Source organism: Shinella sp. HY16, assembly GCF_028534175.1.
In the GTDB taxonomy this organism is placed as follows: domain Bacteria; phylum Pseudomonadota; class Alphaproteobacteria; order Rhizobiales; family Rhizobiaceae; genus Shinella.
Genome location: NZ_JAHYXL010000001.1, coordinates 1380866 through 1405901 on the forward strand (window position 1 = coordinate 1380866; position 25036 = coordinate 1405901).

29 protein-coding genes are annotated in these 25036 nt (G+C 61.1%); 28 read left to right on the forward strand and 1 reads right to left on the reverse strand.

Features of this window, described 5'->3' with window-relative positions; all coding sequences use genetic code 11:
• Positions 1 to 128: 128 nt before the first annotated feature.
• From rpoB to K0P03_RS06860, 3 genes are all read left to right on the forward strand, one after another.
• Positions 129 to 4268, forward strand: coding sequence for a DNA-directed RNA polymerase subunit beta (gene rpoB, locus K0P03_RS06850; RefSeq protein WP_024270436.1), 4140 nt, complete (start codon positions 129 to 131; stop codon positions 4266 to 4268).
• 154 nt (positions 4269 to 4422) lie between these two features.
• Positions 4423 to 8634, forward strand: a complete 4212-nt coding sequence (gene rpoC / locus K0P03_RS06855) for a DNA-directed RNA polymerase subunit beta' (RefSeq protein WP_050743077.1) — start codon at positions 4423 to 4425, stop codon at positions 8632 to 8634.
• A gap of 155 nt (positions 8635 to 8789) precedes the next feature.
• Complete coding sequence (locus K0P03_RS06860; protein WP_272789199.1) at positions 8790 to 9839, forward strand: cytochrome-c peroxidase; 1050 nt, start codon at positions 8790 to 8792, stop codon at positions 9837 to 9839.
• Between the two features lie 15 nt (positions 9840 to 9854).
• On the opposite strand, the gene K0P03_RS06865 is transcribed toward K0P03_RS06860, so the two are convergent.
• The gene (locus K0P03_RS06865) at positions 9855 to 10151 is read right to left on the reverse strand and encodes a hypothetical protein (RefSeq protein WP_023514254.1); all 297 of its coding nucleotides are present in this window, start codon (positions 10149 to 10151) and stop codon (positions 9855 to 9857) included.
• A gap of 551 nt (positions 10152 to 10702) precedes the next feature.
• Here K0P03_RS06865 and rpsL point away from each other — a divergent pair.
• From rpsL to rplO, 25 genes are all read left to right on the forward strand, one after another.
• The gene (rpsL, locus tag K0P03_RS06870) at positions 10703 to 11074 is read left to right on the forward strand and encodes a 30S ribosomal protein S12 (protein WP_022719193.1); all 372 of its coding nucleotides are present in this window, start codon (positions 10703 to 10705) and stop codon (positions 11072 to 11074) included.
• Between the two features lie 57 nt (positions 11075 to 11131).
• Positions 11132 to 11602, forward strand: a complete 471-nt coding sequence (gene rpsG, locus K0P03_RS06875) for a 30S ribosomal protein S7 (RefSeq protein ID WP_023516514.1) — start codon at positions 11132 to 11134, stop codon at positions 11600 to 11602.
• A gap of 30 nt (positions 11603 to 11632) precedes the next feature.
• Positions 11633 to 13732 (forward strand): elongation factor G, encoded by a 2100-nt coding sequence (gene fusA, locus K0P03_RS06880; RefSeq protein WP_050743079.1) that lies wholly within the window; start codon positions 11633 to 11635, stop codon positions 13730 to 13732.
• A 68-nt stretch (positions 13733 to 13800) separates the two neighbouring features.
• Positions 13801 to 14976 (forward strand): elongation factor Tu, encoded by a 1176-nt coding sequence (gene tuf, locus K0P03_RS06885; RefSeq protein WP_024270433.1) that lies wholly within the window; start codon positions 13801 to 13803, stop codon positions 14974 to 14976.
• Between the two features lie 189 nt (positions 14977 to 15165).
• Positions 15166 to 15474, forward strand: coding sequence for a 30S ribosomal protein S10 (gene rpsJ / locus K0P03_RS06890; protein WP_003507767.1), 309 nt, complete (start codon positions 15166 to 15168; stop codon positions 15472 to 15474).
• Between the two features lie 159 nt (positions 15475 to 15633).
• Positions 15634 to 16317 carry a 50S ribosomal protein L3 gene (gene rplC / locus K0P03_RS06895; protein WP_024270438.1) on the forward strand — a complete coding sequence of 228 codons (684 nt, stop codon included), beginning with the start codon at positions 15634 to 15636 and terminating at the stop codon, positions 16315 to 16317.
• A 12-nt stretch (positions 16318 to 16329) separates the two neighbouring features.
• Positions 16330 to 16950: a 50S ribosomal protein L4 gene (rplD, locus tag K0P03_RS06900; RefSeq protein WP_024270439.1), complete on the forward strand. Its 621-nt coding sequence runs from the start codon at positions 16330 to 16332 to the stop codon at positions 16948 to 16950.
• Positions 16947 to 17240 (forward strand): 50S ribosomal protein L23, encoded by a 294-nt coding sequence (locus tag K0P03_RS06905; protein WP_023517274.1) that lies wholly within the window; start codon positions 16947 to 16949, stop codon positions 17238 to 17240. Before rplD ends, K0P03_RS06905 begins: the two co-directional genes overlap by 4 nt.
• A 31-nt stretch (positions 17241 to 17271) precedes the next feature.
• On the forward strand, positions 17272 to 18108 hold the full coding sequence (rplB, locus tag K0P03_RS06910) for a 50S ribosomal protein L2 (protein WP_272789200.1): 837 nt from the start codon (positions 17272 to 17274) through the stop codon (positions 18106 to 18108).
• A gap of 16 nt (positions 18109 to 18124) precedes the next feature.
• Positions 18125 to 18403 carry a 30S ribosomal protein S19 gene (gene rpsS / locus K0P03_RS06915; RefSeq protein WP_023517272.1) on the forward strand — a complete coding sequence of 93 codons (279 nt, stop codon included), beginning with the start codon at positions 18125 to 18127 and terminating at the stop codon, positions 18401 to 18403.
• Positions 18404 to 18405: 2 nt separating this feature from the next.
• Entirely contained in the window at positions 18406 to 18795 is a 390-nt protein-coding gene (gene rplV / locus K0P03_RS06920) for a 50S ribosomal protein L22 (RefSeq protein ID WP_023514179.1), read from the forward strand.
• Positions 18795 to 19523, forward strand: a complete 729-nt coding sequence (gene rpsC / locus K0P03_RS06925) for a 30S ribosomal protein S3 (protein WP_023514178.1) — start codon at positions 18795 to 18797, stop codon at positions 19521 to 19523. The genes rplV and rpsC overlap by 1 nt, the downstream gene beginning before the upstream one ends.
• Positions 19524 to 19561: 38 nt before the next feature.
• On the forward strand, positions 19562 to 19975 hold the full coding sequence (gene rplP / locus K0P03_RS06930) for a 50S ribosomal protein L16 (RefSeq protein WP_024270440.1): 414 nt from the start codon (positions 19562 to 19564) through the stop codon (positions 19973 to 19975).
• A 12-nt stretch (positions 19976 to 19987) separates the two neighbouring features.
• A complete protein-coding gene (gene rpmC / locus K0P03_RS06935; protein WP_024270441.1) occupies positions 19988 to 20188 on the forward strand; it encodes a 50S ribosomal protein L29 in 201 nt (66 codons plus the stop codon).
• A 12-nt stretch (positions 20189 to 20200) separates the two neighbouring features.
• Positions 20201 to 20437: a 30S ribosomal protein S17 gene (gene rpsQ, locus K0P03_RS06940; protein ID WP_024270442.1), complete on the forward strand. Its 237-nt coding sequence runs from the start codon at positions 20201 to 20203 to the stop codon at positions 20435 to 20437.
• A 236-nt stretch (positions 20438 to 20673) separates the two neighbouring features.
• Entirely contained in the window at positions 20674 to 21042 is a 369-nt protein-coding gene (rplN, locus tag K0P03_RS06945) for a 50S ribosomal protein L14 (protein WP_018328276.1), read from the forward strand.
• Positions 21043 to 21054: 12 nt separating this feature from the next.
• On the forward strand, positions 21055 to 21366 hold the full coding sequence (gene rplX, locus K0P03_RS06950) for a 50S ribosomal protein L24 (RefSeq protein ID WP_024270443.1): 312 nt from the start codon (positions 21055 to 21057) through the stop codon (positions 21364 to 21366).
• The gene (gene rplE, locus K0P03_RS06955) at positions 21359 to 21916 is read left to right on the forward strand and encodes a 50S ribosomal protein L5 (RefSeq protein ID WP_023517484.1); all 558 of its coding nucleotides are present in this window, start codon (positions 21359 to 21361) and stop codon (positions 21914 to 21916) included. Before rplX ends, rplE begins: the two co-directional genes overlap by 8 nt.
• 36 nt (positions 21917 to 21952) lie before the next feature.
• Positions 21953 to 22258: a 30S ribosomal protein S14 gene (rpsN, locus tag K0P03_RS06960; protein ID WP_023517483.1), complete on the forward strand. Its 306-nt coding sequence runs from the start codon at positions 21953 to 21955 to the stop codon at positions 22256 to 22258.
• 12 nt (positions 22259 to 22270) lie between these two features.
• A complete protein-coding gene (gene rpsH / locus K0P03_RS06965; RefSeq protein WP_023517482.1) occupies positions 22271 to 22669 on the forward strand; it encodes a 30S ribosomal protein S8 in 399 nt (132 codons plus the stop codon).
• A gap of 42 nt (positions 22670 to 22711) precedes the next feature.
• Positions 22712 to 23245 (forward strand): 50S ribosomal protein L6, encoded by a 534-nt coding sequence (gene rplF / locus K0P03_RS06970; RefSeq protein ID WP_024270444.1) that lies wholly within the window; start codon positions 22712 to 22714, stop codon positions 23243 to 23245.
• A gap of 12 nt (positions 23246 to 23257) precedes the next feature.
• Positions 23258 to 23620 (forward strand): 50S ribosomal protein L18, encoded by a 363-nt coding sequence (rplR, locus tag K0P03_RS06975; RefSeq protein WP_023515493.1) that lies wholly within the window; start codon positions 23258 to 23260, stop codon positions 23618 to 23620.
• Between the two features lie 128 nt (positions 23621 to 23748).
• Positions 23749 to 24315, forward strand: coding sequence for a 30S ribosomal protein S5 (gene rpsE / locus K0P03_RS06980; RefSeq protein ID WP_023515494.1), 567 nt, complete (start codon positions 23749 to 23751; stop codon positions 24313 to 24315).
• Positions 24316 to 24328: 13 nt separating this feature from the next.
• Positions 24329 to 24532, forward strand: coding sequence for a 50S ribosomal protein L30 (gene rpmD, locus K0P03_RS06985; protein ID WP_272789201.1), 204 nt, complete (start codon positions 24329 to 24331; stop codon positions 24530 to 24532).
• An 11-nt stretch (positions 24533 to 24543) separates the two neighbouring features.
• Positions 24544 to 25023, forward strand: coding sequence for a 50S ribosomal protein L15 (rplO, locus tag K0P03_RS06990; RefSeq protein WP_023515496.1), 480 nt, complete (start codon positions 24544 to 24546; stop codon positions 25021 to 25023).
• Positions 25024 to 25036 lie beyond the last annotated feature (13 nt).

The following is a 25036-nucleotide window of genomic DNA, read 5'->3' on the forward strand; positions in this document are numbered from 1 at the left end:
GAGCGACTGGCAATCCGGCCCGTCAACCGGCAGTGAGACGAGATTGAACCAACCCATTGGTCGACGGGATCGACTGGCCAGCGAACCCCGTCCGTTGCAGGCCCGGATGCAAATTTGAAGGAGCGACGATGGCTCAGACCCTTTCGTTTAACGGTCGTAGGCGCGTACGCAAGTTTTTTGGAAAAATCCCCGAAGTCGCAGTCATGCCGAACCTCATCGAGGTTCAGAAGGCATCCTACGACCAATTTCTGATGGTTGAAGAGCCCGCCGGCGGTCGCCCGGATGAGGGCCTTCAGACCGTTTTCAAGTCGGTCTTCCCGATCACCGACTTCTCCGGCGCTTCCATGCTGGAATTCGTTTCCTACGAATTCGAACAGCCGAAGTTCGACGTCGAGGAATGCCGCCAGCGTGACCTGACCTATGCAGCGCCCCTCAAGGTGACGCTGCGCCTCATCGTGTTCGATATCGACGAGGATACGGGCGCGAAGTCCATCAAGGACATCAAGGAACAGAACGTCTACATGGGCGACATGCCGCTCATGACCGACAACGGCACGTTCATCGTCAACGGCACCGAGCGCGTCATCGTCTCCCAGATGCACCGTTCGCCGGGCGTGTTCTTCGACCACGACAAGGGCAAGAGCCACTCGTCGGGCAAGCTGCTCTTCGCAGCACGCGTCATTCCTTATCGCGGTTCCTGGCTCGACATCGAGTTCGACGCCAAGGATATCGTGCATGCGCGTATCGACCGCCGCCGCAAGATCCCCGTCACCTCGCTCCTCATGGCGCTCGGCATGGACGGCGAAGAGATCCTGTCGACCTTCTACACGAAGTCGCTCTACCAGCGCGACGGCGAAGGCTGGCGCGTACCCTTCAATCCGGACGCGCTGAAAGGCCAGAAGGCCGTCTCGGACATGGTGGACGCCGACACCGGCGAGGTCGTGGTGGAGATCGGCAAGAAGCTGACGCCGCGCCTCCTCAAGCAGCTGTCCGAAAAGGGCCTGAAGGCCCTCAAGGCGACCGACGATGAGCTCTACGGCAACTACCTCGCCGAAGACGTCGTCAACTATTCGACGGGTGAGATCTATCTCGAAGCCGGCGACGAAATCGACGAGAAGACCCTGCCGATCATCCTGGCAGCCGGCTTCGACGAGATCCCGGTCCTCGACATCGACCACATCAATGTCGGTGCCTACATCCGCTCGACGCTTGCCGCAGACAAGAACGAGAACCGCCAGGACGCGCTGTTCGACATCTACCGCGTCATGCGTCCGGGCGAGCCGCCGACCATGGATTCGGCCGAAGCCATGTTCAACACGCTGTTCTTCGATGCGGAGCGTTACGACCTCTCCGCCGTCGGCCGCGTGAAGATGAACATGCGCCTCGATCTCGACGTCGCCGACACGGTGCGCACGCTGCGCAAGGACGATATCCTTGCCGTCGTGAAGATGCTGGTCGAACTGCGCGACGGCAAGGGCGAGATCGACGACATCGACAACCTCGGCAACCGTCGTGTGCGTTCGGTCGGCGAGCTGATGGAAAACCAGTACCGCCTCGGCCTCTTGCGCATGGAGCGCGCGATCAAGGAACGCATGTCCTCGATCGAGATCGACACGGTCATGCCGCAGGACCTGATCAACGCGAAGCCGGCGGCTGCCGCGGTTCGTGAATTCTTCGGTTCCTCGCAGCTCTCGCAGTTCATGGACCAGGTGAACCCGCTGTCGGAAATCACCCACAAGCGCCGCCTTTCGGCTCTCGGCCCGGGTGGTCTGACCCGCGAGCGCGCCGGCTTCGAAGTCCGCGACGTTCACCCGACGCACTACGGCCGTATCTGCCCGATCGAGACGCCTGAGGGACCGAACATCGGTCTGATCAACTCGCTCGCCACCTTCGCCCGCGTCAACAAGTACGGCTTCATCGAGAGCCCGTACCGCAAGATCGTCGACGGCAAGGTCACGAGCGACGTGGTCTACCTTTCCGCCATGGAAGAGGCGAAGTACCACGTTGCCCAGGCCAACTCGGTGCTCGAAGCCGACAACTCGTTTGCTGAAGAGTTCGTCGTCTGCCGCCACGCCGGCGAAGTCATGCTCGCCCCGCGCGACCAGATCAACCTGATGGACGTTTCGCCGAAGCAGCTCGTTTCGGTCGCGGCCGCGCTCATTCCGTTCCTCGAGAACGACGACGCGAACCGCGCGCTCATGGGTTCGAACATGCAGCGTCAGGCCGTGCCGCTTCTGCGTGCCGAAGCCCCGTTCGTCGGCACCGGCATGGAGCCGGTCGTCGCCCGTGACTCGGGCGCTGCCATCGCGGCCCGCCGCGGCGGCGTCGTCGACCAGGTCGACGCGACCCGTATCGTTATCCGCGCCACCGAAGACCTCGATCCGTCGAAGTCGGGCGTCGATATCTACCGGCTGCAGAAGTTCCAGCGTTCCAACCAGAACACCTGCGTCAACCAGCGCCCGCTGGTCACCGTCGGCGACGTTCTGAACAAGGGCGACATCATCGCGGACGGTCCGTCGACCGACCTCGGCGACCTCGCGCTCGGCCGCAACGCGCTCGTCGCGTTCATGCCGTGGAACGGCTACAACTACGAAGACTCGATCCTGATGTCCGAACGCATCGTCTCTGAAGATGTGTTCACCTCGATTCATATCGAGGAATTCGAAGTCATGGCTCGCGACACGAAGCTCGGCCCGGAAGAAATCACGCGCGACATTCCGAACGTTTCGGAAGAAGCGCTGAAGAACCTCGACGAAGCCGGTATCGTCTATATCGGTGCTGAGGTTCAGCCGGGCGACATCCTGGTCGGCAAGATCACCCCGAAGGGCGAAAGCCCGATGACGCCGGAAGAAAAGCTCCTGCGCGCCATCTTCGGTGAAAAGGCCTCCGACGTTCGCGACACCTCCATGCGCATGCCGCCCGGCACCTTCGGTACGGTCGTCGAAGTTCGCGTCTTCAACCGCCATGGCGTGGAGAAGGACGAACGTGCGATGGCGATCGAGCGCGAAGAGATCGAGCGTCTCGCCAAGGACCGTGACGACGAGCAGGCGATCCTCGACCGCAACGTCTACGGCCGTCTGGTCGACATGCTGCGCGGCCACGTCGCCGTTGCCGGCCCGAAGTCCTTCAAGAAGGGCACCGAGCTGTCGAACGCCGTCGTCTCCGAATATCCCCGCTCGCAGTGGTGGATGTTCGCCGTCGAGGACGAGAAGGTCCAGGGCGAGATCGAAGCGCTCCGTGGCCAGTACGACGAATCCAAGTCGCGCCTTGAACAGCGCTTCATGGACAAGGTCGAAAAGGTCCAGCGCGGCGACGAAATGCCCCCGGGCGTCATGAAGATGGTCAAGGTCTTCGTCGCTGTGAAGCGCAAGATCCAGCCGGGCGACAAGATGGCCGGCCGTCACGGCAACAAGGGTGTCGTCTCGCGCATCCTGCCGATCGAGGACATGCCGTTCCTGGAAGACGGTACGCATGTCGACATCTGCTTGAACCCGCTGGGCGTGCCCTCGCGCATGAACGTCGGCCAGATCCTCGAAACCCACCTTGCTTGGGCTTGCGCCGGCATGGGCAAGAAGATCGGCGACCTGCTCGACGAGTACCGCAAGACCATGGACATCTCCGACCTGAAGCGCGAGCTGACGGAAGTCTATGAGAGCGAAGCCAAGGATGAAGTCGCGCACTTCAACGACGAAGCCCTGGTCAAGCTGGCCGAGCAGTCCCGCAAGGGCGTCTCGATCGCAACGCCGGTCTTCGACGGTGCGCATGAGCCCGACGTTGCCAGCATGCTGGAACGCGCAGGCCTCAATTCCTCGGGCCAGTCGGTTCTCTACGACGGCCGTACGGGTGAGGCTTTCGACCGCAAGGTCACGGTCGGCTACATGTACATGATCAAGCTGAACCACCTTGTCGACGACAAGATCCACGCGCGCTCGATCGGTCCGTACTCGCTCGTTACCCAGCAGCCGCTGGGCGGCAAGGCGCAGTTCGGCGGCCAGCGCTTCGGGGAAATGGAAGTCTGGGCGCTCGAAGCCTACGGCGCCGCCTACACGCTGCAGGAAATGCTGACCGTGAAGTCGGACGACGTGGCAGGCCGCACCAAGGTGTACGAGGCGATCGTGCGTGGCGACGACACGTTCGAGGCGGGCATCCCGGAGAGCTTCAACGTTCTCGTCAAGGAAATGCGCTCGCTCGGCCTGTCGGTCGAACTCGAGAACTCCAAGGTCGATCCGAACGCGGAAGCTGGCCAGCTTCCCGACGCGGCGGAATAAGCCTGACAAGGTGCGCGCCGGAAAGGCGCGCACCGCTCCCGCTCCCGCCGGAAGGCGAGGGGCGGCTCATCCGTTTCAGGCAGTCGTGCGGCACCCGGGTATCGCCGCATTTGACTGCTAAGCAGAGGGCCACTGGCCCACGAAGGAGATAGGCATGAACCAAGAGGTCATGAACCTTTTCAACCCGCAGGTGCCTGCGCAGACGTTCGACTCCATCCGTATCTCGATCGCGTCGCCGGAAAAGATCCTGTCGTGGTCGTACGGCGAGATCAAGAAGCCGGAAACCATCAACTACCGCACGTTCAAGCCGGAACGCGACGGTCTCTTCTGCGCGCGCATCTTCGGGCCGATCAAGGATTACGAGTGCCTGTGCGGCAAGTACAAGCGCATGAAGTACAAGGGCATCATCTGCGAAAAGTGCGGCGTCGAAGTCACGCTGTCGCGCGTTCGCCGCGAGCGCATGGGCCATATTGAGCTCGCTGCGCCCGTTGCCCACATCTGGTTCCTGAAGTCGCTGCCGTCGCGCATCGCGACGCTCCTCGACATGACGCTGAAGGATGTCGAGCGCGTTCTCTATTTCGAGAACTACATCGTGACGGAGCCGGGCCTCACCGCGCTCAAGGAAAACCAGCTTCTTTCCGAAGAAGAATACATGATCGCCGTCGATGAATATGGTGAAGACCAGTTCACGGCGATGATCGGCGCCGAGGCCATCTACGAGATGCTCGCCTCGATGAACCTCGAAAAGATCGCCGGCGATCTGCGTCAGGATCTGGCCGACACCACGTCGGACCTGAAGCAGAAGAAGCTGATGAAGCGCCTGAAGATCGTCGAGAACTTCATGGAATCCGGCAACCGCCCGGAATGGATGATCATGAAGGTCGTTCCGGTGATCCCGCCGGACCTGCGCCCGCTCGTCCCGCTGGACGGCGGTCGTTTCGCGACGTCGGACCTCAACGATCTCTACCGCCGCGTCATCAACCGCAACAACCGTCTGAAGCGCCTCATCGAGCTGCGTGCACCGGGCATCATCATCCGTAACGAGAAGCGCATGCTTCAGGAATCGGTTGACGCCCTGTTCGACAACGGCCGCCGCGGCCGCGTCATCACCGGCGCCAACAAGCGTCCGCTGAAGTCGCTGTCCGACATGCTCAAGGGCAAGCAGGGCCGCTTCCGCCAGAACCTGCTCGGCAAGCGCGTCGACTATTCCGGCCGTTCGGTCATCGTGACGGGCCCGGAACTCAAGCTGCACCAGTGCGGCCTGCCGAAGAAGATGGCGCTCGAACTGTTCAAGCCGTTTATCTACGCCCGCCTCGACGCCAAGGGTTTCTCCTCGACCGTCAAGCAGGCCAAGAAGCTGGTTGAAAAGGAAAAGCCCGAGGTCTGGGATATCCTCGACGAGGTCATCCGCGAACATCCGGTTCTCCTGAACCGCGCACCGACGCTGCACCGCCTGGGCATCCAGGCCTTCGAACCGATCCTGGTCGAAGGCAAGGCCATCCAGCTGCACCCGCTCGTCTGCACGGCCTTCAACGCCGACTTCGACGGCGACCAGATGGCCGTTCACGTTCCGCTTTCGCTGGAAGCCCAGCTGGAAGCACGCGTGCTGATGATGTCGACGAACAACATCCTGCATCCGGCGAACGGCGCACCGATCATCGTTCCGTCGCAGGACATGGTTCTCGGCCTCTACTATCTGGCGATCATGAACCAGAACGAGCCGGGCGAAGGCATGGCCTTCTCCGACATGGGCGAACTGCACCATGCGCTCGAGAACAAGGTCGTCACCCTGCACGCCAAGATCCGTGGCCGCTTCAAGACCATGGATGCCGACGGCAAGCTGGTCTCGAAGATCTATGAGACGACGCCCGGCCGCATGATCATCGGCGAACTTCTTCCGAAGAACGTCAACGTGCCGTTCGAGACCTGCAACCAGGAAATGACCAAGAAGAACATCTCCAAGATGATCGACACGGTCTACCGTCACTGCGGTCAGAAGGACACGGTCATCTTCTGCGACCGCATCATGCAGCTCGGCTTTGCCCATGCCTGCCGCGCCGGCATTTCGTTCGGCAAGGACGACATGATCATTCCGGAAACCAAGGCGAAGATCGTCGGTGATACCGAAAACCTCGTCAAGGAATACGAGCAGCAGTACAATGACGGCCTGATCACCCAGGGCGAAAAGTACAACAAGGTCGTCGATGCCTGGGGCAAGGCCACCGAAAAGGTTGCCGAGGACATGATGGCCCGAATCAAGGCCGTCGAGTTCGACCCGGAAACCGGTCGCCAGAAGCCGATGAACGCGATCTACATGATGTCCCACTCGGGCGCCCGTGGTTCTCCGAACCAGATGCGCCAGCTGGGCGGCATGCGCGGCCTCATGGCCAAGCCGTCGGGCGAGATCATCGAAACGCCGATCATCTCGAACTTCAAGGAAGGCCTGACCGTGAACGAGTACTTCAACTCGACGCACGGCGCCCGCAAGGGTCTGGCAGACACCGCACTGAAGACCGCGAACTCCGGTTACCTGACCCGTCGTCTCGTCGACGTCGCGCAGGACTGCATCGTCACGCATGTCGATTGCGGCACCGAAACCGGCCTCACCATGACCGCCATCGTCGATGCCGGTCAGGTCGTGGCGTCGATCGGCACCCGCGTGCTCGGCCGTACCGCGCTCGACGATATCGACCATCCGGTCACCGGCGCGCGCATTGTCGATGCCGGCAAGATGATCCTCGAGCCCGACGTCGTCGAGATCGAGAAGGCCGGTATCCAGTCGATCCGCATCCGCTCGGCACTGACCTGCGAAATCCAGACCGGGGTCTGCGGCGTCTGCTACGGTCGCGACCTTGCACGCGGCACGCCCGTCAACATGGGCGAAGCCGTGGGCGTCATCGCGGCACAGTCGATCGGCGAGCCGGGCACCCAGCTCACCATGCGTACCTTCCACCTTGGCGGCACGGCGACCGTGGTCGACCAGTCGTTCCTGGAAGCATCGTATGAAGGCACGGTGCAGATGAAGAACCGCAACATGCTGCGCAACTCCGACGGTAACCTCGTCGCGATGGGCCGCAACATGGCGGTCACCATTCTCGACGAGCGCGGCGTGGAACGGTCCTCGCAGCGCGTCGCCTACGGTTCGAAGATCTTCGTCGATGATGGCGACAAGGTGAAGCGCGGCCAGCGTCTCGCCGAGTGGGACCCCTACACCCGTCCGATGATGACGGAAGTGGAAGGTACGGTTCACTTCGAAGACGTGGTCGACGGTATCTCGGTTCTGGAAACGACCGACGAATCCACCGGCATCACCAAGCGTTCGGTCATCGACTGGCGTTCGACGCCGCGCGGTACGGATCTGAAGCCGGCCATCGTCATCAAGGACAAGAACGGTGCTGTCGCCAAGCTGTCCCGCGGTGGTGAAGCTCGCTTCATGCTCTCGGTCGACGCGATCCTCTCGGTCGAACCCGGTCAGAAGGTCTCCCAGGGTGACGTTCTTGCCCGCTCGCCGCTGGAAAGCGCCAAGACCAAGGACATCACCGGTGGTCTGCCGCGCGTTGCCGAACTGTTCGAAGCCCGCCGTCCGAAGGACCACGCCGTCATCGCAGAGATCGATGGCACGGTTCGCTTTGGCCGCGACTACAAGAACAAGCGTCGCGTGATGATCGAGCCGGCGGAAGACGGTGTCGAGCCGGTCGAGTACCTGATCCCGAAGGGCAAGCCCTTCCACCTTCAGGACGGCGACTACATCGAAAAGGGTGACTACATCCTCGACGGCAACCCGGCGCCGCACGACATCCTGGCGATCAAGGGCGTGGAAGCACTCGCTTCCTACCTCGTGAACGAAATCCAGGAAGTCTACCGACTGCAGGGCGTTGTGATCAACGACAAGCACATCGAGGTGATCGTTCGCCAGATGCTGCAGAAGGTCGAGATCACGGATGCCGGCGACTCGACCTACATCGTCGGCGACAATGTCGACCGTATCGAGCTGGAAGACGTCAACGACAGCCTGATCGAGGAAGGCAAGAAGCCGGCATACGGCGATCCGGTCCTCCTCGGCATCACCAAGGCATCGCTGCAGACCCCGTCGTTCATCTCGGCCGCGTCCTTCCAGGAGACCACCAAGGTTCTCACGGAGGCTGCGATCGCCGGCAAGACTGACGGCCTGCAGGGTCTCAAGGAAAACGTCATCGTCGGCCGCCTCATCCCGGCCGGCACGGGCGGCACCATGACCCAGATCCGCCGCATCGCGACGGCCCGCGACGAGATGATCCTCGACGAGCGCCGCAAGTCGACCGGCGCCGGCGTTGCAACCCCGATGCTGGCGGACCTCGCCGGCGGCGAGAATGCGGCGGCCGAGTAATCGCCTACATTTTGACGAATGAAAAAGCCGCCCGGATTATTTCGGGCGGCTTTTTGTTTATGCGCAAGGACAGGGCGGGGCGGCTTGATCTGGCGCAACTGGCCAGATTGGAGCGGTTCTAAAGTCCATTCGTGTCCCAACGAATGGAGGTAGCCATGAAAATTCTGCTGGCGACGGTCGCCCTATCGCTCCTTGCGACTGCGGCTCTAGCCGCCGATCCCGTTCCTGCCGATCTGCGCGCGACGGCGCTCGATATCTTCAAGCCCTTGCCGTCCACCTATCCTGCGGTCAGCGACAACCCCATCACGCCGGAGAAGATTGATCTCGGCAAGGCGCTGTTCTTCGATCCGCGCCTGTCGGCCTCGGGCGTCTTCTCCTGCAATTCTTGTCACAATCTGGCGACCGGGGGCGATGACAATCTTGAAACCTCGATCGGCCATGGTTGGCAAAAGGGGCCGCGCAACTCGCCGACGGCCCTGAATGCCGTCTTCAACGATGCGCAGTTCTGGGATGGTCGCGCGGAAGACCTCAAGGCGCAGGCCAAGGGGCCGATCCAGGCGGGCGTCGAAATGGCGAACACGCCGAACCAGGTCGTCGCGACGCTGAAATCGATGCCGAACTATGTCGAATGGTTCACGGCGGCATTTCCAGACGAGGCTGATCCGGTGACGTTCGACAACATGGCGAAGGCGATCGAGGCCTTCGAGGCGACCCTGATCACGCCGGCGCCCTTCGACGCCTATCTCAACGGCGACGAGGGGGCGCTGACGGCGGAAGAGCAGGCGGGGCTGGCGCTCTTCATCGACAAGGGCTGCGCTTCGTGCCACAGCGGCGTCAATCTTGGCGGCAACGGCTACTATCCGTTCGGCCTTATCGAGAAGCCGGGGGCCGAGGTTCTGCCGGAGAACGACAAGGGCCGCTTTGCCGTGACGGCGACGGCGGACGATTCCTACGTCTTCCGCGCTGCGCCGCTGCGCAACGTCACGCTGACGGCGCCGTACTTCCATTCGGGCAAGGTGTGGAACCTGAAGCAGGCGGTTGCGATCATGGGCACCTCGCAGCTCGGCGAGGATCTTGCGGATACCGACGTGGACCGGATTGTCGCCTTCCTCGGCACACTGGAAGGCCGGATGCCCGACGTGGTCTATCCGGTGCTGCCGGCAGAGACGGATGATACGCCTCTGCCGAGCGGCGAAATCAAGTAACGGAGAGGGCGGTCATCAGGCGAACCGGATGATCGCCACCTCGCCCTCCAGGGCACCCTTGTAGGCGGAGGCATGCGGCTCGTCCTCCGGCACGCCGGTCAGCGTACCGATCTGGTCGAGGTCGGCTTCGAGGAAACCCTCTTCGGAAAGCGCGTTCAGCGCCTCGCGCACGGCGGTGTCGTCGTCTGGCGCACGCAGCATGACATGGATGTCGATGCCCTCGTCGCCCTCGCGCTCATAGGCCTTGCCGATGATGATGAAGACCATCGGATCGTCGAGCGTGTTGTTGTCGTTATCGGCATTGGCCGCCATGGCGGGCTCCTTTCGGGTCTGTGATGCCGGTTCTATAAAGGGTAGGGCGGCAAGGCCCAAATGCAAAATGGGCGGGTGCAGCAAAAGGTGATTCCCGATTCTGTTGGATGTACCCGCTCACGCACCGACTCTCAGGGTTGATTCCATCTTTACGCTTCCTTAATGTTCTCCAGCGATGGCTGGTGAGCCCGGATGCATCCCGAAAGGGGCAGGGGAGGCCGCCGAAAGCCCCGCTTTTCAGGCAGGCCAGCCATTCCGCACCGGGATTCTTTCGCCTCGCCCCTTGACCTTTTGCCCTTAAGTCAGTAGACCGCACGCCATCAGAGCCTATGTGAGGCTGGCTGGTTCGGAATGACTCGTTCTGAAGTTCGCCTCAAACAGGGCTCGACGCACGTTGAGAACATGAATGCTGCACGCATGACGCGGTTGTATCGCGTCCTCTGCCTATCAAAGGTCATCCGCTCAGGCGGATCGGCCTTTTATTGCGCATGAACACGCGTGTGGCCACCTATCGCCCGCAAGGGTAATGAGACACGATAAGGGATGGGTCTATGCCTACCGTAAACCAGTTGATCCGCAAGCCGCGCCAGGCGTCGGTTAAGCGCAACAAGGTTCCTGCCCTGCAGGAAAACCCCCAGAAGCGCGGCGTTTGCACCCGCGTCTACACGACGACCCCGAAGAAGCCGAACTCGGCTCTGCGTAAGGTCGCCAAGATCCGCCTGACCAATGGCTTCGAAGTCATCGGTTACATCCCGGGCGAAGGTCACAACCTGCAGGAACACTCTGTCGTCATGATCCGTGGCGGCCGCGTGAAGGACTTGCCGGGCGTGCGTTACCACATCATCCGCGGCGTTCTCGACACCCAGGGCGTCAAGAACCGCAAGCAGCGTCGTTCCAAGTACGGCGCGAAGCGTCCGAAGTAATACAGTAACCAGCGCCATTTCGCTGGCCAGATCATTCAAGATTGAGAGACAAAAAGTATGTCCCGTCGCCATAGAGCAGAAAAGCGCGAGATCAACCCGGACCCGAAGTTCGGCGACCTCGTTGTCACCAAGTTCATGAACGCCATCATGCTGGACGGCAAGAAGTCCGTCGCCGAAACGATCGTTTACGGCGCCTTCGATGTCGTTCAGGGCAAGGCAAAGGCCGATCCGCTCGGTGTTTTCCATTCGGCTCTCGACAACGTCGCTCCGCACGTCGAAGTGCGTTCGCGTCGCGTCGGTGGTGCGACCTACCAGGTTCCGGTCGACGTTCGCCCGGAGCGCCGTCAGGCTCTCGCAATCCGTTGGCTGATCGCAGCTGCCCGCAAGCGTAACGAAACGACCATGGTCGAGCGCCTTTCCGGCGAACTCATGGACGCAGCGAACAATCGCGGCAGTGCAGTGAAGAAGCGCGAAGACACGCACAAGATGGCTGACGCCAACCGTGCATTCTCGCACTACCGCTGGTAACCGAAACTAACGTCTCGAAAGGAGTCCGAAATGGCTCGCGAATACAAAATCGAAGACTACCGTAATTTCGGTATCATGGCGCATATCGACGCCGGCAAGACGACGACGACCGAACGCATCCTCTACTACACCGGCAAGTCCCACAAGATCGGCGAAGTCCATGACGGCGCCGCCACGATGGACTGGATGGAGCAGGAACAGGAACGCGGCATCACGATCACGTCGGCTGCCACCACGACCTTCTGGAAGGGCCGTGACGGCAAGACCCGCCGCTTCAACATCATCGACACCCCCGGCCACGTCGACTTCACCATCGAAGTCGAGCGTTCGCTGCGCGTACTCGACGGTGCGATCGCCCTTCTCGATGCCAACGCCGGCGTAGAGCCGCAGACGGAAACCGTCTGGCGTCAGGCTGAGAAGTACAACGTTCCGCGCATGATCTTCTGCAACAAGATGGACAAGACCGGCGCGGACTTCTACCGCTCGGTGTCCATGATCAAGTCGCGTCTCGGTGCGACCGCAGTCGTCATGCAGCTGCCGATCGGAGCTGAAAGCGACTTCAAGGGCGTCATCGACCTCGTCGAGATGAACGCTCTCGTCTGGCGCGACGAATCGCTCGGCGCCCAGTGGGACGTCGTCGAGATCCCGGAAGACATGAAGGCCAAGGCCGAGGAATACCGCGAGAAGCTCATCGAGACCGTCGTCGAGATCGACGAAGCCGCGATGGAAGCCTATCTCGAAGGCAACTACCCGGACAACGATCAGATCCGTGCGCTCGTTCGCCGCGGCACCATCGACGTGAAGTTCCACCCGATGTTCTGCGGTACGGCGTTCAAGAACAAGGGCGTTCAGCCGCTGCTCGACGCCGTCGTCGACTACCTGCCGTCCCCGGCAGACATCCCGGCGATCAAGGGCATCGACGTCAAGACGGAAGCCGAAATCGAGCGTCATGCCGATGACGCCGAGCCGCTTTCCATGCTCGCGTTCAAGATCATGAACGACCCCTTCGTCGGTTCGCTCACCTTCGCCCGCATCTATTCCGGCAAGCTCGAAAAGGGCACGTCGGTCATGAACACGGTCAAGGAAAAGCGCGAGCGCGTCGGCCGTATGCTGCAGATGCACTCCAACTCGCGTGAAGACATCGAAGAAGCCTTTGCCGGCGACATCGTTGCTCTCGCTGGCCTCAAGGATACGACGACGGGCGATACGCTCTGCGATCCGCTGAAGCCGGTTATCCTGGAGCGCATGGAATTCCCCGAGCCGGTCATCCAGATCGCGATCGAGCCGAAGACCAAGAACGACCAGGAAAAGATGGGCCTCGCGCTCAACCGTCTGGCTGCCGAAGACCCGTCCTTCCGCGTCAAGACCGACGAAGAGTCCGGCCAGACGATCATCGCAGGCATGGGCGAACTTCACCTCGACATCATCGTCGACCGCATGCGTCGCGAGTTCAAGGTCGAAGCCAATGTCGGCGCGCCGCAGGTTGCTTACCGTGAGACGATCACGCGCAAGACCGAAAAGGACTACACGCACAAGAAGCAGACCGGTGGTACCGGTCAGTTCGCCCGCGTGAAGCTCGTGTTCGAACCGAACCCGGATGGCGAAGATTTCCTCTTCGAATCCAAGATCGTCGGCGGTGCTGTTCCGAAGGAATACATCCCGGGCGTTCAGAAGGGTATCGAAAGCGTTCTGTCCTCGGGTCCGCTCGCAGGCTTCCCGATGCTCGGCGTCAAGGCGACGCTCATCGACGGCGCCTTCCACGACGTCGACTCCTCGGTCCTCGCCTTCGAAATCGCATCGCGTGCCTGCTTCCGTGAAGCCTCGCGTGAAGCCGGCGCCCAGCTGCTGGAGCCGATGATGAAGGTCGAAGTCGTGACGCCGGAAGACTATGTCGGCGACGTCATCGGTGACCTGAACTCCCGCCGTGGCCAGATCCAGGGCCAGGAATCGCGCGGCGTCGCCGTCGTGATCTCCGCCAACGTGCCGCTGGCGAACATGTTCAAGTACGTGGACAACCTGCGCTCGATGTCGCAGGGTCGCGCCCAGTACTCGATGGTCTTCGACCACTATGCGCCGGTTCCGTCGAACGTCGCGCAGGAAATCCAGGCAAAGTACTCCGGTCAGAAGTGACCGGGGTACGCCCCCAAAAGCAATTTGTATGAATTTCCCCTTACGGGATCAGGAACGGAGAGCCGGAAATGGCAAAAGGTAAGTTTGAGCGCAACAAGCCTCACGTAAACATCGGCACGATCGGCCACGTTGACCATGGCAAGACGTCGCTGACGGCAGCGATCACGAAGTATTTCGGCGAGTTCAAGGCGTATGACCAGATCGACGCTGCCCCGGAAGAAAAGGCCCGTGGCATCACCATCTCGACGGCGCACGTCGAGTACGAGACGCCGAACCGTCACTACGCGCACGTCGACTGCCCCGGCCACGCCGACTACGTCAAGAACATGATCACCGGTGCTGCCCAGATGGACGGCGCGATCCTGGTCTGCTCTGCCGCTGACGGCCCGATGCCGCAGACCCGCGAGCACATCCTGCTCGCCCGCCAGGTCGGCGTTCCCGCGATCGTGGTGTTCCTGAACAAGGTCGACCAGGTCGACGACGCCGAGCTTCTCGAGCTCGTCGAACTGGAAGTTCGCGAACTTCTGTCGTCCTACGACTTCCCGGGCGACGACATTCCGATCGTCAAGGGTTCGGCTCTGGCCGCTCTCGAAGATTCGGACAAGAAGATCGGTGAAGACGCGATCCGCGAGCTGATGGCTCAGGTCGACGCCTATATCCCGACGCCGGAGCGTCCGATCGACCAGCCGTTCCTGATGCCGATCGAAGACGTGTTCTCGATCTCGGGCCGTGGTACGGTTGTGACGGGTCGCGTCGAGCGCGGTATCGTCAAGGTCGGTGAAGAAATCGAAATCGTCGGCATCCGCCCGACGACGAAGACGACCTGCACGGGCGTTGAAATGTTCCGCAAGCTGCTCGACCAGGGCCAGGCCGGCGACAACATCGGCGCGCTTCTGCGCGGCGTCACGCGTGACGGCGTCGAGCGTGGCCAGATCCTGTGCAAGCCGGGTTCGGTCAAGCCGCACAAGAAGTTCATGGCAGAAGCCTACATCCTGACGAAGGAAGAAGGCGGCCGTCATACGCCGTTCTTCACGAACTACCGTCCGCAGTTCTACTTCCGCACGACGGACGTGACCGGTATCGTTTCGCTGCCGGAAGGCACGGAAATGGTCATGCCGGGCGACAACGTCACGGTTGAAGTCGAGCTGATCGTTCCGATCGCGATGGAAGAAAAGCTGCGCTTCGCAATCCGCGAAGGCGGCCGTACCGTCGGCGCCGGCATCGTTGCCTCGATCGTCGAGTAAGACTTAAGGCTTCAGGCCGCTGAAATAGGAAGGGCAGGATGTCATCCTGCCCCTCCGGTCTTTGAAAATTTAGCGGACTGGCCTTTCGGCAATTGTATTTTCGCGTGCGTTCCGTTATGGGAACCGCCAGAATCAAAAACGCGCATTTCCCAAGAGAATCGCGCGAGTAACGAACTAAGGAAAAGTCGTATGAACGGCCAGAACATCCGCATCCGCCTCAAGGCGTTTGACCACCGGATCCTTGATGCCTCCACGCGTGAAATCGTGTCGACGGCAAAGCGCACCGGCGCAAGCGTCCGCGGCCCCGTTCCGCTCCCGACCCGTATTGAAAAGTTCACTGTCAACCGTTCGCCCCACGTGGACAAGAAGAGCCGTGAACAGTTCGAGATGCGCACGCACAAGCGCCTGCTCGACATCGTAGATCCGACGCCGCAGACCGTTGATGCTCTCATGAAGCTCGACCTCGCGGCCGGTGTAGACGTAGAGATCAAGCTCTAAGTCCGGCGCAAGCCGAAATAACAAGGAAGGTACGTGGCATTAAGCCGACGTCTTCTAAAAACGGGAAACCCGACGGCCGCAAGGCTCGAGTGGAATCCTTAAACCAAGAGGCATGACGGGACGTCACGATCCCGCCAGGACTTCTAAGAGGATTGAACCATGCGTTCAGGTGTGATTGCACAGAAAGTAGGGATGACTCGCGTCTATAATGACGCAGGTGAGCACATCCCTGTAACAGTATTGCGACTGGACAACGTCCAGGTCGTTGCCCAGCGTACGCAGGACAAGAACGGCTACACGGCCGTCCAGCTCGGCGCCGGCTCTTCCAAGGTGAAGAACACGGCAAAGGCGCTCCGCGGCCAGTTCGCCGCTGCAAGCGTTGAGCCGAAGGCCAAGCTCGTCGAATTCCGCGTTTCGGAAGACAACCTCATCGAAATCGGCGCGGAACTGACCGCGAGCCATTTCGTCGCCGGCCAGCTCGTCGACGTTACCGGTACCACGATCGGTAAGGGTTTTGCCGGTGCCATGAAGCGCCATAACTTCGGCGGTCTTCGTGCAACGCACGGCGTTTCCGTTTCGCACCGTTCGCACGGTTCGACTGGTAACAACCAGGACCCGGGCAAGGTCTGGAAGGGCAAGCGCATGGCTGGTCACATGGGCCAGACGCGCGTCACCACCCAGAACCTCGAAGTCGTCTCCACCGACGAAGAACGCGGTCTCATCCTCGTCAAGGGCGCAGTCCCGGGCTCCAAGGGCGCCTGGATCGTCGTTCGTGACGCCGTCAAGTCCGGCACCCCGTCCGACGCACCGCGTCCGGCCGCCGTGCGCGCCGCAGCCAAGTAAGGGAGCCTGATCATGGATCTCAAAGTCACGACCCTCGACGGGAAGGACGCCGGCAAGGTCTCTCTTTCCGACGCGATCTTCGGCCTCGAGCCGCGCGAAGACATCATTGCCCGCGTCATCCGCTGGCAGCTCGCCAAGAAGCAGCAGGGCACGCACCAGTCGCTGACGCGCGGCGAAGTGTCCCGCACCGGCTCCAAGATGTACAAGCAGAAGGGTACGGGCCGCGCTCGTCACCATTCGGCGCGCGCTCCGCAGTTCCGCGGTGGTGCCAAGGCTCACGGCCCGGTATCCCGCAGCCACGCTCACGACCTGCCCAAGCAGGTTCGCGCGCTCGGCCTGCGTCACGCCCTCTCGGCCAAGATCAAGGCTGACGACGTCATCATCGTTGACGACCTCGTTGCCGCAGAAGCAAAGACGAAGGCTCTGGCCGGCGCGTTCGCTTCGCTCGGCCTCACCAATGCCCTCTTCATCGGCGGCGCAGAACTTGACGGCAACTTCAAGCTCGCAGCCCGCAACATCCCGAACGTGGATGTGCTTCCGATCCAGGGTATCAATGTTTACGACATCCTGCGCCGCGGCAAGCTCGTGCTCTCCAAGGCTGCTGTAGAAGCCCTCGAGGAGCGGTTCAAATGACGGATCTTCGCCACTACGATGTGATCGTATCCCCCTCGATCACCGAAAAGTCGACGCTGGTCTCCGAAAACAACCAGATCGTCTTCAACGTTGCCAAGCGCGCTTCCAAGCCTGAAATCAAGGCTGCCGTGGAAGCTCTCTTCGGCGTCAAGGTCACGGCTGTGAACACGCTCGTCCGCAAGGGCAAGATCAAGCGTTTCCGCGGCTTCGCCGGCCGGCAGGGAGATGTCAAGAAGGCTATCGTCACGCTCGCTGACGGTCAGTCCATCGACGTCTCCACCGGGCTCTAATCGGGCAGTCGGCTAAAGAGGAAACAAGAAAATGGCATTGAAACACTTCAATCCGACCACTCCGAGCCAGCGCCAGCTGGTCATCGTCGACCGGTCGGGCCTTTACAAGGGCAAGCCCGTCAAGGCTCTGACCGAAGGTCTCTCCAAGAGCGGCGGTCGTAACAACCTTGGTCGCATCACGGCCCGCTTCATCGGCGGTGGTCACAAGCGCACCTACCGTCTCATCGACTTCAAGCGTCGCAAGTTCGACGTCGAAGGCACGGTCGAGCGTCTGGAATACGACCCGAACCGTACGGCGTTCATCGCTCTGGTGAGCTATGCCGACGGCGAGCAGGCCTATATCCTGGCCCCGCAGCGCCTGGGAGCCGGCGACAAGGTCATCGCTTCCAACAAGGCTGTTGACGTAAAGCCCGGCAACACCATGCCGCTGCAGTACGTTCCGGTTGGTTCGATCGTTCACAACGTCGAAATGAAGCCGGGCAAGGGCGGCCAGATCGCCCGCTCCGCCGGCACCTTCGTTCAGCTGGTCGGCCGCGATCAGGGCATGGCGATCCTTCGCCTGAACTCGGGCGAGCAGCGCCTGGTTCACTCGTCCTGCCTCGCAACGGTCGGCGCCGTTTCCAACCCGGATCACGGCAACATCAACGACGGTAAGGCTGGTCGTACGCGCTGGCGTGGCAAGACCCCGCATAACCGCGGTGTCGTCATGAACCCCGTCGACCACCCGCACGGTGGTGGTGAAGGCCGCACCTCTGGTGGTCGTCACCCGGTTTCCCCGTGGGGCAAGCCCACCAAGGGCAAGCGCACCCGCTCGAACAAGTCGACTGACAAGTTCATCATGCGCTCGCGCCACTTGAAGAAGAAGTAAGAGAGGTTAGTCAGAAATGGCTCGTTCAGTATGGAAAGGCCCGTTTGTTGACGGCTATCTTCTCAAGAAGGCTGAGAAGGTTCGTGAAGGCGGTCGCAGCGAAGTTATCAAGATCTGGAGCCGTCGCTCCACGATCCTGCCGCAGTTCGTTGGTCTGACTTTCGGCGTCTACAACGGCAGCAAGCACATCCCGGTGGCCGTCAACGAAGACATGGTTGGCCACAAGTTTGGTGAATTCGCTCCGACCCGGACCTACTACGGTCACGGCGCGGACAAGAAGGCGAAGAGGAAGTAACGATGGGTAAGGCTAAAGCCGAACGTCGGCTGAAGGATAACGAGGCGCAGGCTATCGCGCGCACGATCCGCGTCAGCCCCCAGAAGCTCAACCTGCTTGCTGCGCTCATCCGCGGCAAGAAGGTCGACCGGGCTCTCGCCGAGCTTGAGTTCTCGCGCAAGCGTAGCGCCGAGACCGTCAAGAAGACGCTCGAGTCTGCGATCGCCAACGCAGAAAACAACCACGACCTCGACGTTGATTCGCTCATCGTCGCTGAGGCGTATGTCGGCAAGTCGATTGTCATGAAGCGCTTTGCCGCTCGTGGCCGCGGCCGCGCATCGCGGATCGAGAAGCCTTTCTCGCATCTGACGATCGTCGTCCGTGAAGTCGAAGCCAAAGGGGAGGCCGCATAATGGGCCAGAAGATTAATCCGATCGGTTTCCGCCTCGGCATTAACCGTACCTGGGACAGCCGTTGGTTCGCCGACAACGCCGAATACGGCCAGCTGCTCCACGAAGACCTGAAGATCCGCGCTTTCGTCATGGAAGAGCTGAAGCAGGCCGGTATCGCCAAGGTGGTCATCGAGCGCCCGCACAAGAAGTGCCGCGTCACGATCCACTCGGCTCGCCCGGGTCTGATCATCGGCAAGAAGGGTGCGGACATCGAGAAGCTTCGCAAGAAGCTCGCTTCGATGACGAACTCCGAAACGCACCTCAACATCGTTGAAGTGCGCAAGCCGGAAGTCGACGCAACCCTCGTTGCCCAGTCGATCGCCCAGCAGCTCGAGCGCCGCGTGGCTTTCCGCCGTGCGATGAAGCGCGCTGTTCAGTCGGCCATGCGTCTTGGCGCCGAAGGCATCAAGATCACCTGCGCTGGCCGTCTCGGCGGTGCGGAAATCGCCCGTACGGAATGGTACCGTGAAGGTCGCGTTCCGCTTCACACGCTGCGTGCAGACATCGACTACGGTACGGCTGAAGCCGAAACCGCATTCGGCATCTGCGGCATCAAGGTCTGGATCTTCAAGGGCGAAATCCTTGAGCACGACCCGATGGCCTCTGAGCGTCGCGCCAGCGAAAGTGACAGCCAGGGCCCCGCAAGCCGCGATCGCGATCGTGGCGACCGCCGTCGTGAAAACGCGTAACAGTCGCGTTTGGCAGCCAATATCGGAGAAGTAAAAAAATGTTGCAGCCAAAGCGTACCAAGTACCGCAAGCAGTTCAAGGGACGCATCAAGGGCGTCGCCAAGGGCGGCTCCGAGCTCGCCTTCGGCGAGTTCGGCTTGAAGGCTCAGGAACCGAACCGCGTGAACGCACGCGAGATCGAAGCGGCCCGCCGCGCGATCACCCGCTACATGAAGCGTGCCGGCCGCGTGTGGATCCGCGTGTTCCCCGACGTTCCGGTCACCGCGAAGCCCACGGAAGTCCGCATGGGTAAGGGTAAGGGTTCGGTCGAATACTGGGCAGCCAAGGTCAAGCCTGGCCGTATGATGTTCGAGATCGACGGTGTTTCCGAGGAAATCGCGCGTGAAGCGCTTCGCCTCGGCTCGGCCAAGCTCTCGGTCAAGACGCGCTTCGTACAGCGCATTGCAGAGTAAGGAGCGAGCGCCATGAAAGCCGCAGACGTCAAGGCGCTGAGCGCCGATCAGCTCAACGAAGAGCTTGCCAAGCTGAAGAAAGAGCAGTTCAACCTGCGCTTCCAGAAGGCCACCGGCCAGCTCGAGAAGACCTCGCGCATCAACGAAGTCCGCAAGGATATCGCGCGCGTCAAGACCATTGCCCGCCAGAAGGCGGCAGAAGCCAAGGCCTAAGGACCAAAAAATATGCCGAAACGCATTCTGCAGGGCACTGTTGTCAGCGACAAGAACGACAAGACCGTTGTCGTGCGCGTCGAACGCCGCTTTGCCCATCCCCTGCTTCAGAAGACCGTTCGCCGGTCCAAGAAGTACAAGGCGCATGACGAAACCAACCAGTACAAGGTCGGCGACGTCGTTTCCATCCAGGAATGCGCCCCGATTTCCAAGGACAAGCGCTGGACCGTCGTATCGGCCCACGCTTAATAATACCGGATTTTGCGCCGAGCCCTTGTGTTTGGCGCAGAACTCTGTATGAAGCAGCGCAAGGACGCTCGGAATCACGAGCGTTCTTTTGCTTTGAGCGCACGGAAGGTCCATCGGTTCGCCGACGTGGAAACCACCCTGGCAAACGACCATCCCGCGCGAAAACATGAATTTCCATAAGCTGGAACAGGGGGCTAACACCCAACCGGTCCGGTAAAACAAGAAGGCGACCTGACATGATTCAGATGCAGACTAACCTCGACGTCGCGGATAATTCCGGCGCACGTCGTGTCATGTGCATCAAGGTGCTGGGCGGCTCCAAGCGCAAGTACGCTTCGGTCGGCGACATTATCGTCGTCTCGATCAAGGAAGCGATCCCGCGCGGCCGCGTGAAGAAGGGTGACGTGATGAAGGCGGTCGTCGTGCGCACCGCCAAGGACATCCGCCGCCCCGATGGCAGCGTCATTCGTTTTGACAACAACGCAGCCGTCCTGATCGACAACAAGAAAGAGCCGATCGGCACCCGTATCTTCGGACCGGTTCCGCGCGAACTTCGCGCCAAGAACCACATGAAGATCATCTCGCTGGCTCCGGAAGTACTGTAAGGAGCGATGGCTATGCAAAAGATTCGTAAGGGCGACAAGGTCGTCGTGCTCACCGGCAAGGACAAGGGCCGTACCGGTGAAGTTGTACAGGTCATGCCGAAGGAAGACCGTGCGGTCGTCAAGGGTATCAACCTGGTGAAGCGTCACCAGCGCCAGACCCAGACCCAGGAAGCCGGCATCATCACCAAGGAAGCTTCGATCCATCTGTCGAACATCGCGATCGCCGATCCCAAGGACGGCAAGCCGACCCGCGTCGGTTTCAAGGTCGAAGGCGACAAGAAGGTTCGTGTAGCAAAGCGTTCGGGAGTGTCGATCGATGGCTGACACCAAGTATGAGCCGCGCCTCAAGAAGGAATACGTCGAGCGTATCCGCAAGGCGCTTCAGGAGCAGTTCTCCTTCGCCAACGAGATGCAGATCCCGCGCCTCGACAAGGTCGTCATCAACATGGGTGTTGGCGAATCGACGGGCGACTCGAAGAAGCCGACCGTAGCGGCCGGCGACCTCGCAGCGATTGCCGGCCAGAAGCCGGTCATCACGCGCGCCCGCAACTCCATCGCCGGCTTCAAGCTGCGCGAAGGCATGCCGATCGGCGCGAAGGTCACCCTGCGCGGCGCCCGCATGTATGAATTTCTGGATCGCCTCGTGAACATCGCGCTGCCCCGCGTACGCGACTTCCGTGGTCTGAACCCGAAGTCCTTCGATGGCCGTGGCAACTTCGCCATGGGTATCAAGGAGCACATTGTGTTCCCGGAGATCAACTACGACAAGGTTGATCAGATGTGGGGCATGGACATCATCGTTTGCACGACGGCAAAGACGGACGACGAAGCACGGGCTCTTCTGAAAGAGTTCAACTTCCCGTTCCGCGCCTGACCGTAACGACAAGCGTAAAGAAGGATAACAACTGTTATGGCTAAAACCAGCGCAGTCGAGAAGAACAACCGCCGCCGCAAGCTGGTCGCCGCCCAGGCGTCCAAGCGTGCCGCTCTCAAGGCGATCATCCAGAACCAGTCTCTTCCCATCGAAGAGCGCTTCAAGGCGACCCTGAAGCTTGCCGAACTGCCGCGCAATGGCTCCAAGACCCGCATCCGCAACCGGTGCGAAGTCACGGGCCGTCCGCGCGCTTTCTATCGCAAACTCAAGATGTCGCGTATTGCGCTTCGCGAACTGGGCAATCTCGGCAAGGTGCCGGGCATCGTCAAGTCGAGCTGGTAAGGAGACGGGCACATGGCAATGACTGATCCCTTGGGCGATATGCTCACCCGTATCCGCAACGGCGCCGCACGCCGCAAGTCCAGCGTTTCGACGCCGGCTTCCAAGCTGCGCGCCCGCGTTCTGGACGTCCTTCAGTCCGAAGGTTACATCCGCGGATATTCGGAAGTCGAATTCGGCAACGGCAAGTCCGAGTTGAACATCGAACTCAAGTACTACGAAGGCGCGTCCGTGATCCGCAAGATCGACCGCGTCTCCAAGCCGGGCCGCCGGGTCTATGTCTCGGTAAAGTCCATTCCGCAGGTCGCGAACGGCCTCGGCATCACCATCCTTTCGACCCCGAAGGGCGTGATGGCCGATCACCAGGCACGCGAACAGAACGTTGGTGGCGAGATCCTTTGCTCGGTCTTCTAAGACTGGGCAAGGAACTCCATAACGAACAGACAGGATAAAACAATGTCTCGTATCGGTAAGAAGCCCGTTCAGGTTCCCGCTGGTGTCACCGCGACCGTCGATGGTCAGAAGGTCACCGCAAAGGGCCCGAAGGGCGAACTGTTCTTCGTCGCAAACGACGAAGTTTCGGTAAAGCTCGAAGACAACGCCGTTGTCGTTCAGCCGGTCAACGATAGCAAGGATGCTCGCTCCAAGTGGGGCATGTCCCGCACGATGGTCGAGAACATCTTCAAGGGCGTCAAGGACGGCTACGAGCGCAAGCTCGAAATCAACGGCGTCGGTTACCGCGCGTCGCTGCAGGGCAAGAACCTGCAGCTGGCACTCGGCTTCAGCCATGACGTCGTCTACCAGACGCCGGAAGGCATCTCGATCGCTGTTCCGAAGCCGACGGAAATCATCATTTCCGGCATCAACAAGCAGCAGGTCGGTCAGGTCGCCGCGGAAATCCGCGAATACCGTGGCCCCGAGCCCTACAAGGGCAAGGGCGTCAAGTATGCCGAAGAGCGGATTGTCCGCAAAGAAGGCAAGAAGAAGTAAGGATCACGCGAAATGGCTAGCAGGAAAGAAGCTCTCCAGCGCCGCGCCAACCGCGTGCGCCGTTCCATCAAGGCGGTCGCCAATGGCCGTCCGCGCCTGTCTGTTCATCGCTCGTCGAAGAACATCTACGTACAGGTCATCGACGACGTGGCCGGCACGACGCTTGCGTCCGCCTCCACGCTCGACACCGATCTGCGCTCGTCCTTGAAGACGGGCGCCGACACGGCAGCTGCCGCTGCCGTCGGCAAGCTCATTGCTGAGCGCGCCGTCAAGGCAGGCGTCAAGGAAGTCGTTTTCGACCGTGGCGCCTTCATCTATCACGGCCGCATCAAGGCTCTCGCCGAAGCTGCCCGTGAAGGTGGTCTGAACTTCTGATTATTCGGCCGGGCGCGTCCAAGCGCCCCGCCGATCCTCAGCAGGGTATCGGTCGCTTCCATTGCTGAAATGGGGGCGACTTTCGTCAATCTGCCGATTGCACCCGGAAAAGAAAAAGGAAAAGGACAATGGCACAGGAAAAGCGCGGTCGCGATGACCGCCAGAACCGCGAAGAGCGCGACAGCGAGTTTGTCGACAAGCTCGTCGCGATCAACCGCGTCGCGAAGGTCGTCAAGGGCGGCCGTCGTTTCGGTTTCGCAGCTCTCGTCGTCGTCGGCGACCAGAAGGGCCGCGTCGGCTTCGGCCACGGCAAGGCACGTGAAGTTCCGGAAGCAATCCGGAAGGCCACCGAAGCCGCCAAGCGCGACCTTATCTTCGTTCCGCTGCGCTCCGGCCGTACGCTGCACCACGATGTGCACGGCCGCCACGGCGCCGGCAAGGTTCTGCTTCGTTCGGCCAAGGCCGGTACCGGTATCATCGCCGGTGGTCCGATGCGCGCCGTTTTCGAAACGCTTGGCGTCCATGACGTCGTAGCGAAGTCGACCGGCTCCTCGAACCCGTACAACATGATCCGTGCGACGTTCGACGCTCTCAAGAGCCAGATGCACCCGAAGGACATCGCGGCACAGCGCGGCATGAAGTATGCCACGCTGCAGGCCCGTCGTGCGTCCGCCGGCGTCGCTTCCGAAGAATAAGGAGCTCTGAGCCATGGCTAAGAAAGAAACCGCAAAGAAGACGGTGACTGTCGAGCAGATCGGCAGCCCCATCCGCCGTCCGGCCGTTCAGCGCGCAACGCTGGTCGGTCTGGGCCTCAACAAGATGCACCGGGTTCGCACGCTGGAAGACACTCCGTCTGTCCGCGGCATGATCCGTGCCGTCCAGCACCTCGTTCGCGTCGTCGAAGAGCAGTGAGGGGATAGATCATGAAACTCAACGAAATCAAGGACAACGAAGGCTCTTCGAAGAACCGCAAGCGCGTCGGTCGCGGTATCGGTTCCGGCAAGGGCAAGACCGGTGGTCGCGGTGTCAAGGGTCAGAAGGCTCGTTCGGGCGTCGCCATCAACGGCTTCGAAGGCGGTCAGATGCCCATCTACCGTCGCCTGCCGAAGCGCGGCTTCAACAACATCTTCGCATCCGACTTCGTCATCGTTTCCCTGGAGCGCATCCAGAAGGCAATCGATGCCGGCAAGCTCGATGCCAAGGCGACCGTTGATGCAGCGGCCCTCAAGGCTGCCGGCGTCATCCGCCGCGAAAAGGACGGCGTGCGCATCCTCGCCGACGGCGAATTCAAGGCCAAGGTGGCCTTCGAAGTGGCCGGTGCCTCCAAGCCGGCGATCGAGAAGATCGAAAAGGCTGGCGGCTCGATCAAGCTGCTCTCGGCCGCTGCGGAAGCTGCCGAATAATTCGACAAAATTA

Coding starts and splice junctions, on each gene's coding strand:
- rpoB (WP_024270436.1), top strand. CDS start 129: ATGGCTCAGACCCTTTCGTTTAACGGTCGTAGGCGCGTACGCAAGTTT.
- rpoC (WP_050743077.1), top strand. CDS start 4,423: ATGAACCAAGAGGTCATGAACCTTTTCAACCCGCAGGTGCCTGCGCAG.
- K0P03_RS06860 (WP_272789199.1), top strand. CDS start 8,790: ATGAAAATTCTGCTGGCGACGGTCGCCCTATCGCTCCTTGCGACTGCG.
- K0P03_RS06865 (WP_023514254.1), bottom strand. CDS start 10,151: ATGGCGGCCAATGCCGATAACGACAACAACACGCTCGACGATCCGATG.
- rpsL (WP_022719193.1), top strand. CDS start 10,703: ATGCCTACCGTAAACCAGTTGATCCGCAAGCCGCGCCAGGCGTCGGTT.
- rpsG (WP_023516514.1), top strand. CDS start 11,132: ATGTCCCGTCGCCATAGAGCAGAAAAGCGCGAGATCAACCCGGACCCG.
- fusA (WP_050743079.1), top strand. CDS start 11,633: ATGGCTCGCGAATACAAAATCGAAGACTACCGTAATTTCGGTATCATG.
- tuf (WP_024270433.1), top strand. CDS start 13,801: ATGGCAAAAGGTAAGTTTGAGCGCAACAAGCCTCACGTAAACATCGGC.
- rpsJ (WP_003507767.1), top strand. CDS start 15,166: ATGAACGGCCAGAACATCCGCATCCGCCTCAAGGCGTTTGACCACCGG.
- rplC (WP_024270438.1), top strand. CDS start 15,634: ATGCGTTCAGGTGTGATTGCACAGAAAGTAGGGATGACTCGCGTCTAT.
- rplD (WP_024270439.1), top strand. CDS start 16,330: ATGGATCTCAAAGTCACGACCCTCGACGGGAAGGACGCCGGCAAGGTC.
- K0P03_RS06905 (WP_023517274.1), top strand. CDS start 16,947: ATGACGGATCTTCGCCACTACGATGTGATCGTATCCCCCTCGATCACC.
- rplB (WP_272789200.1), top strand. CDS start 17,272: ATGGCATTGAAACACTTCAATCCGACCACTCCGAGCCAGCGCCAGCTG.
- rpsS (WP_023517272.1), top strand. CDS start 18,125: ATGGCTCGTTCAGTATGGAAAGGCCCGTTTGTTGACGGCTATCTTCTC.
- rplV (WP_023514179.1), top strand. CDS start 18,406: ATGGGTAAGGCTAAAGCCGAACGTCGGCTGAAGGATAACGAGGCGCAG.
- rpsC (WP_023514178.1), top strand. CDS start 18,795: ATGGGCCAGAAGATTAATCCGATCGGTTTCCGCCTCGGCATTAACCGT.
- rplP (WP_024270440.1), top strand. CDS start 19,562: ATGTTGCAGCCAAAGCGTACCAAGTACCGCAAGCAGTTCAAGGGACGC.
- rpmC (WP_024270441.1), top strand. CDS start 19,988: ATGAAAGCCGCAGACGTCAAGGCGCTGAGCGCCGATCAGCTCAACGAA.
- rpsQ (WP_024270442.1), top strand. CDS start 20,201: ATGCCGAAACGCATTCTGCAGGGCACTGTTGTCAGCGACAAGAACGAC.
- rplN (WP_018328276.1), top strand. CDS start 20,674: ATGATTCAGATGCAGACTAACCTCGACGTCGCGGATAATTCCGGCGCA.
- rplX (WP_024270443.1), top strand. CDS start 21,055: ATGCAAAAGATTCGTAAGGGCGACAAGGTCGTCGTGCTCACCGGCAAG.
- rplE (WP_023517484.1), top strand. CDS start 21,359: ATGGCTGACACCAAGTATGAGCCGCGCCTCAAGAAGGAATACGTCGAG.
- rpsN (WP_023517483.1), top strand. CDS start 21,953: ATGGCTAAAACCAGCGCAGTCGAGAAGAACAACCGCCGCCGCAAGCTG.
- rpsH (WP_023517482.1), top strand. CDS start 22,271: ATGGCAATGACTGATCCCTTGGGCGATATGCTCACCCGTATCCGCAAC.
- rplF (WP_024270444.1), top strand. CDS start 22,712: ATGTCTCGTATCGGTAAGAAGCCCGTTCAGGTTCCCGCTGGTGTCACC.
- rplR (WP_023515493.1), top strand. CDS start 23,258: ATGGCTAGCAGGAAAGAAGCTCTCCAGCGCCGCGCCAACCGCGTGCGC.
- rpsE (WP_023515494.1), top strand. CDS start 23,749: ATGGCACAGGAAAAGCGCGGTCGCGATGACCGCCAGAACCGCGAAGAG.
- rpmD (WP_272789201.1), top strand. CDS start 24,329: ATGGCTAAGAAAGAAACCGCAAAGAAGACGGTGACTGTCGAGCAGATC.
- rplO (WP_023515496.1), top strand. CDS start 24,544: ATGAAACTCAACGAAATCAAGGACAACGAAGGCTCTTCGAAGAACCGC.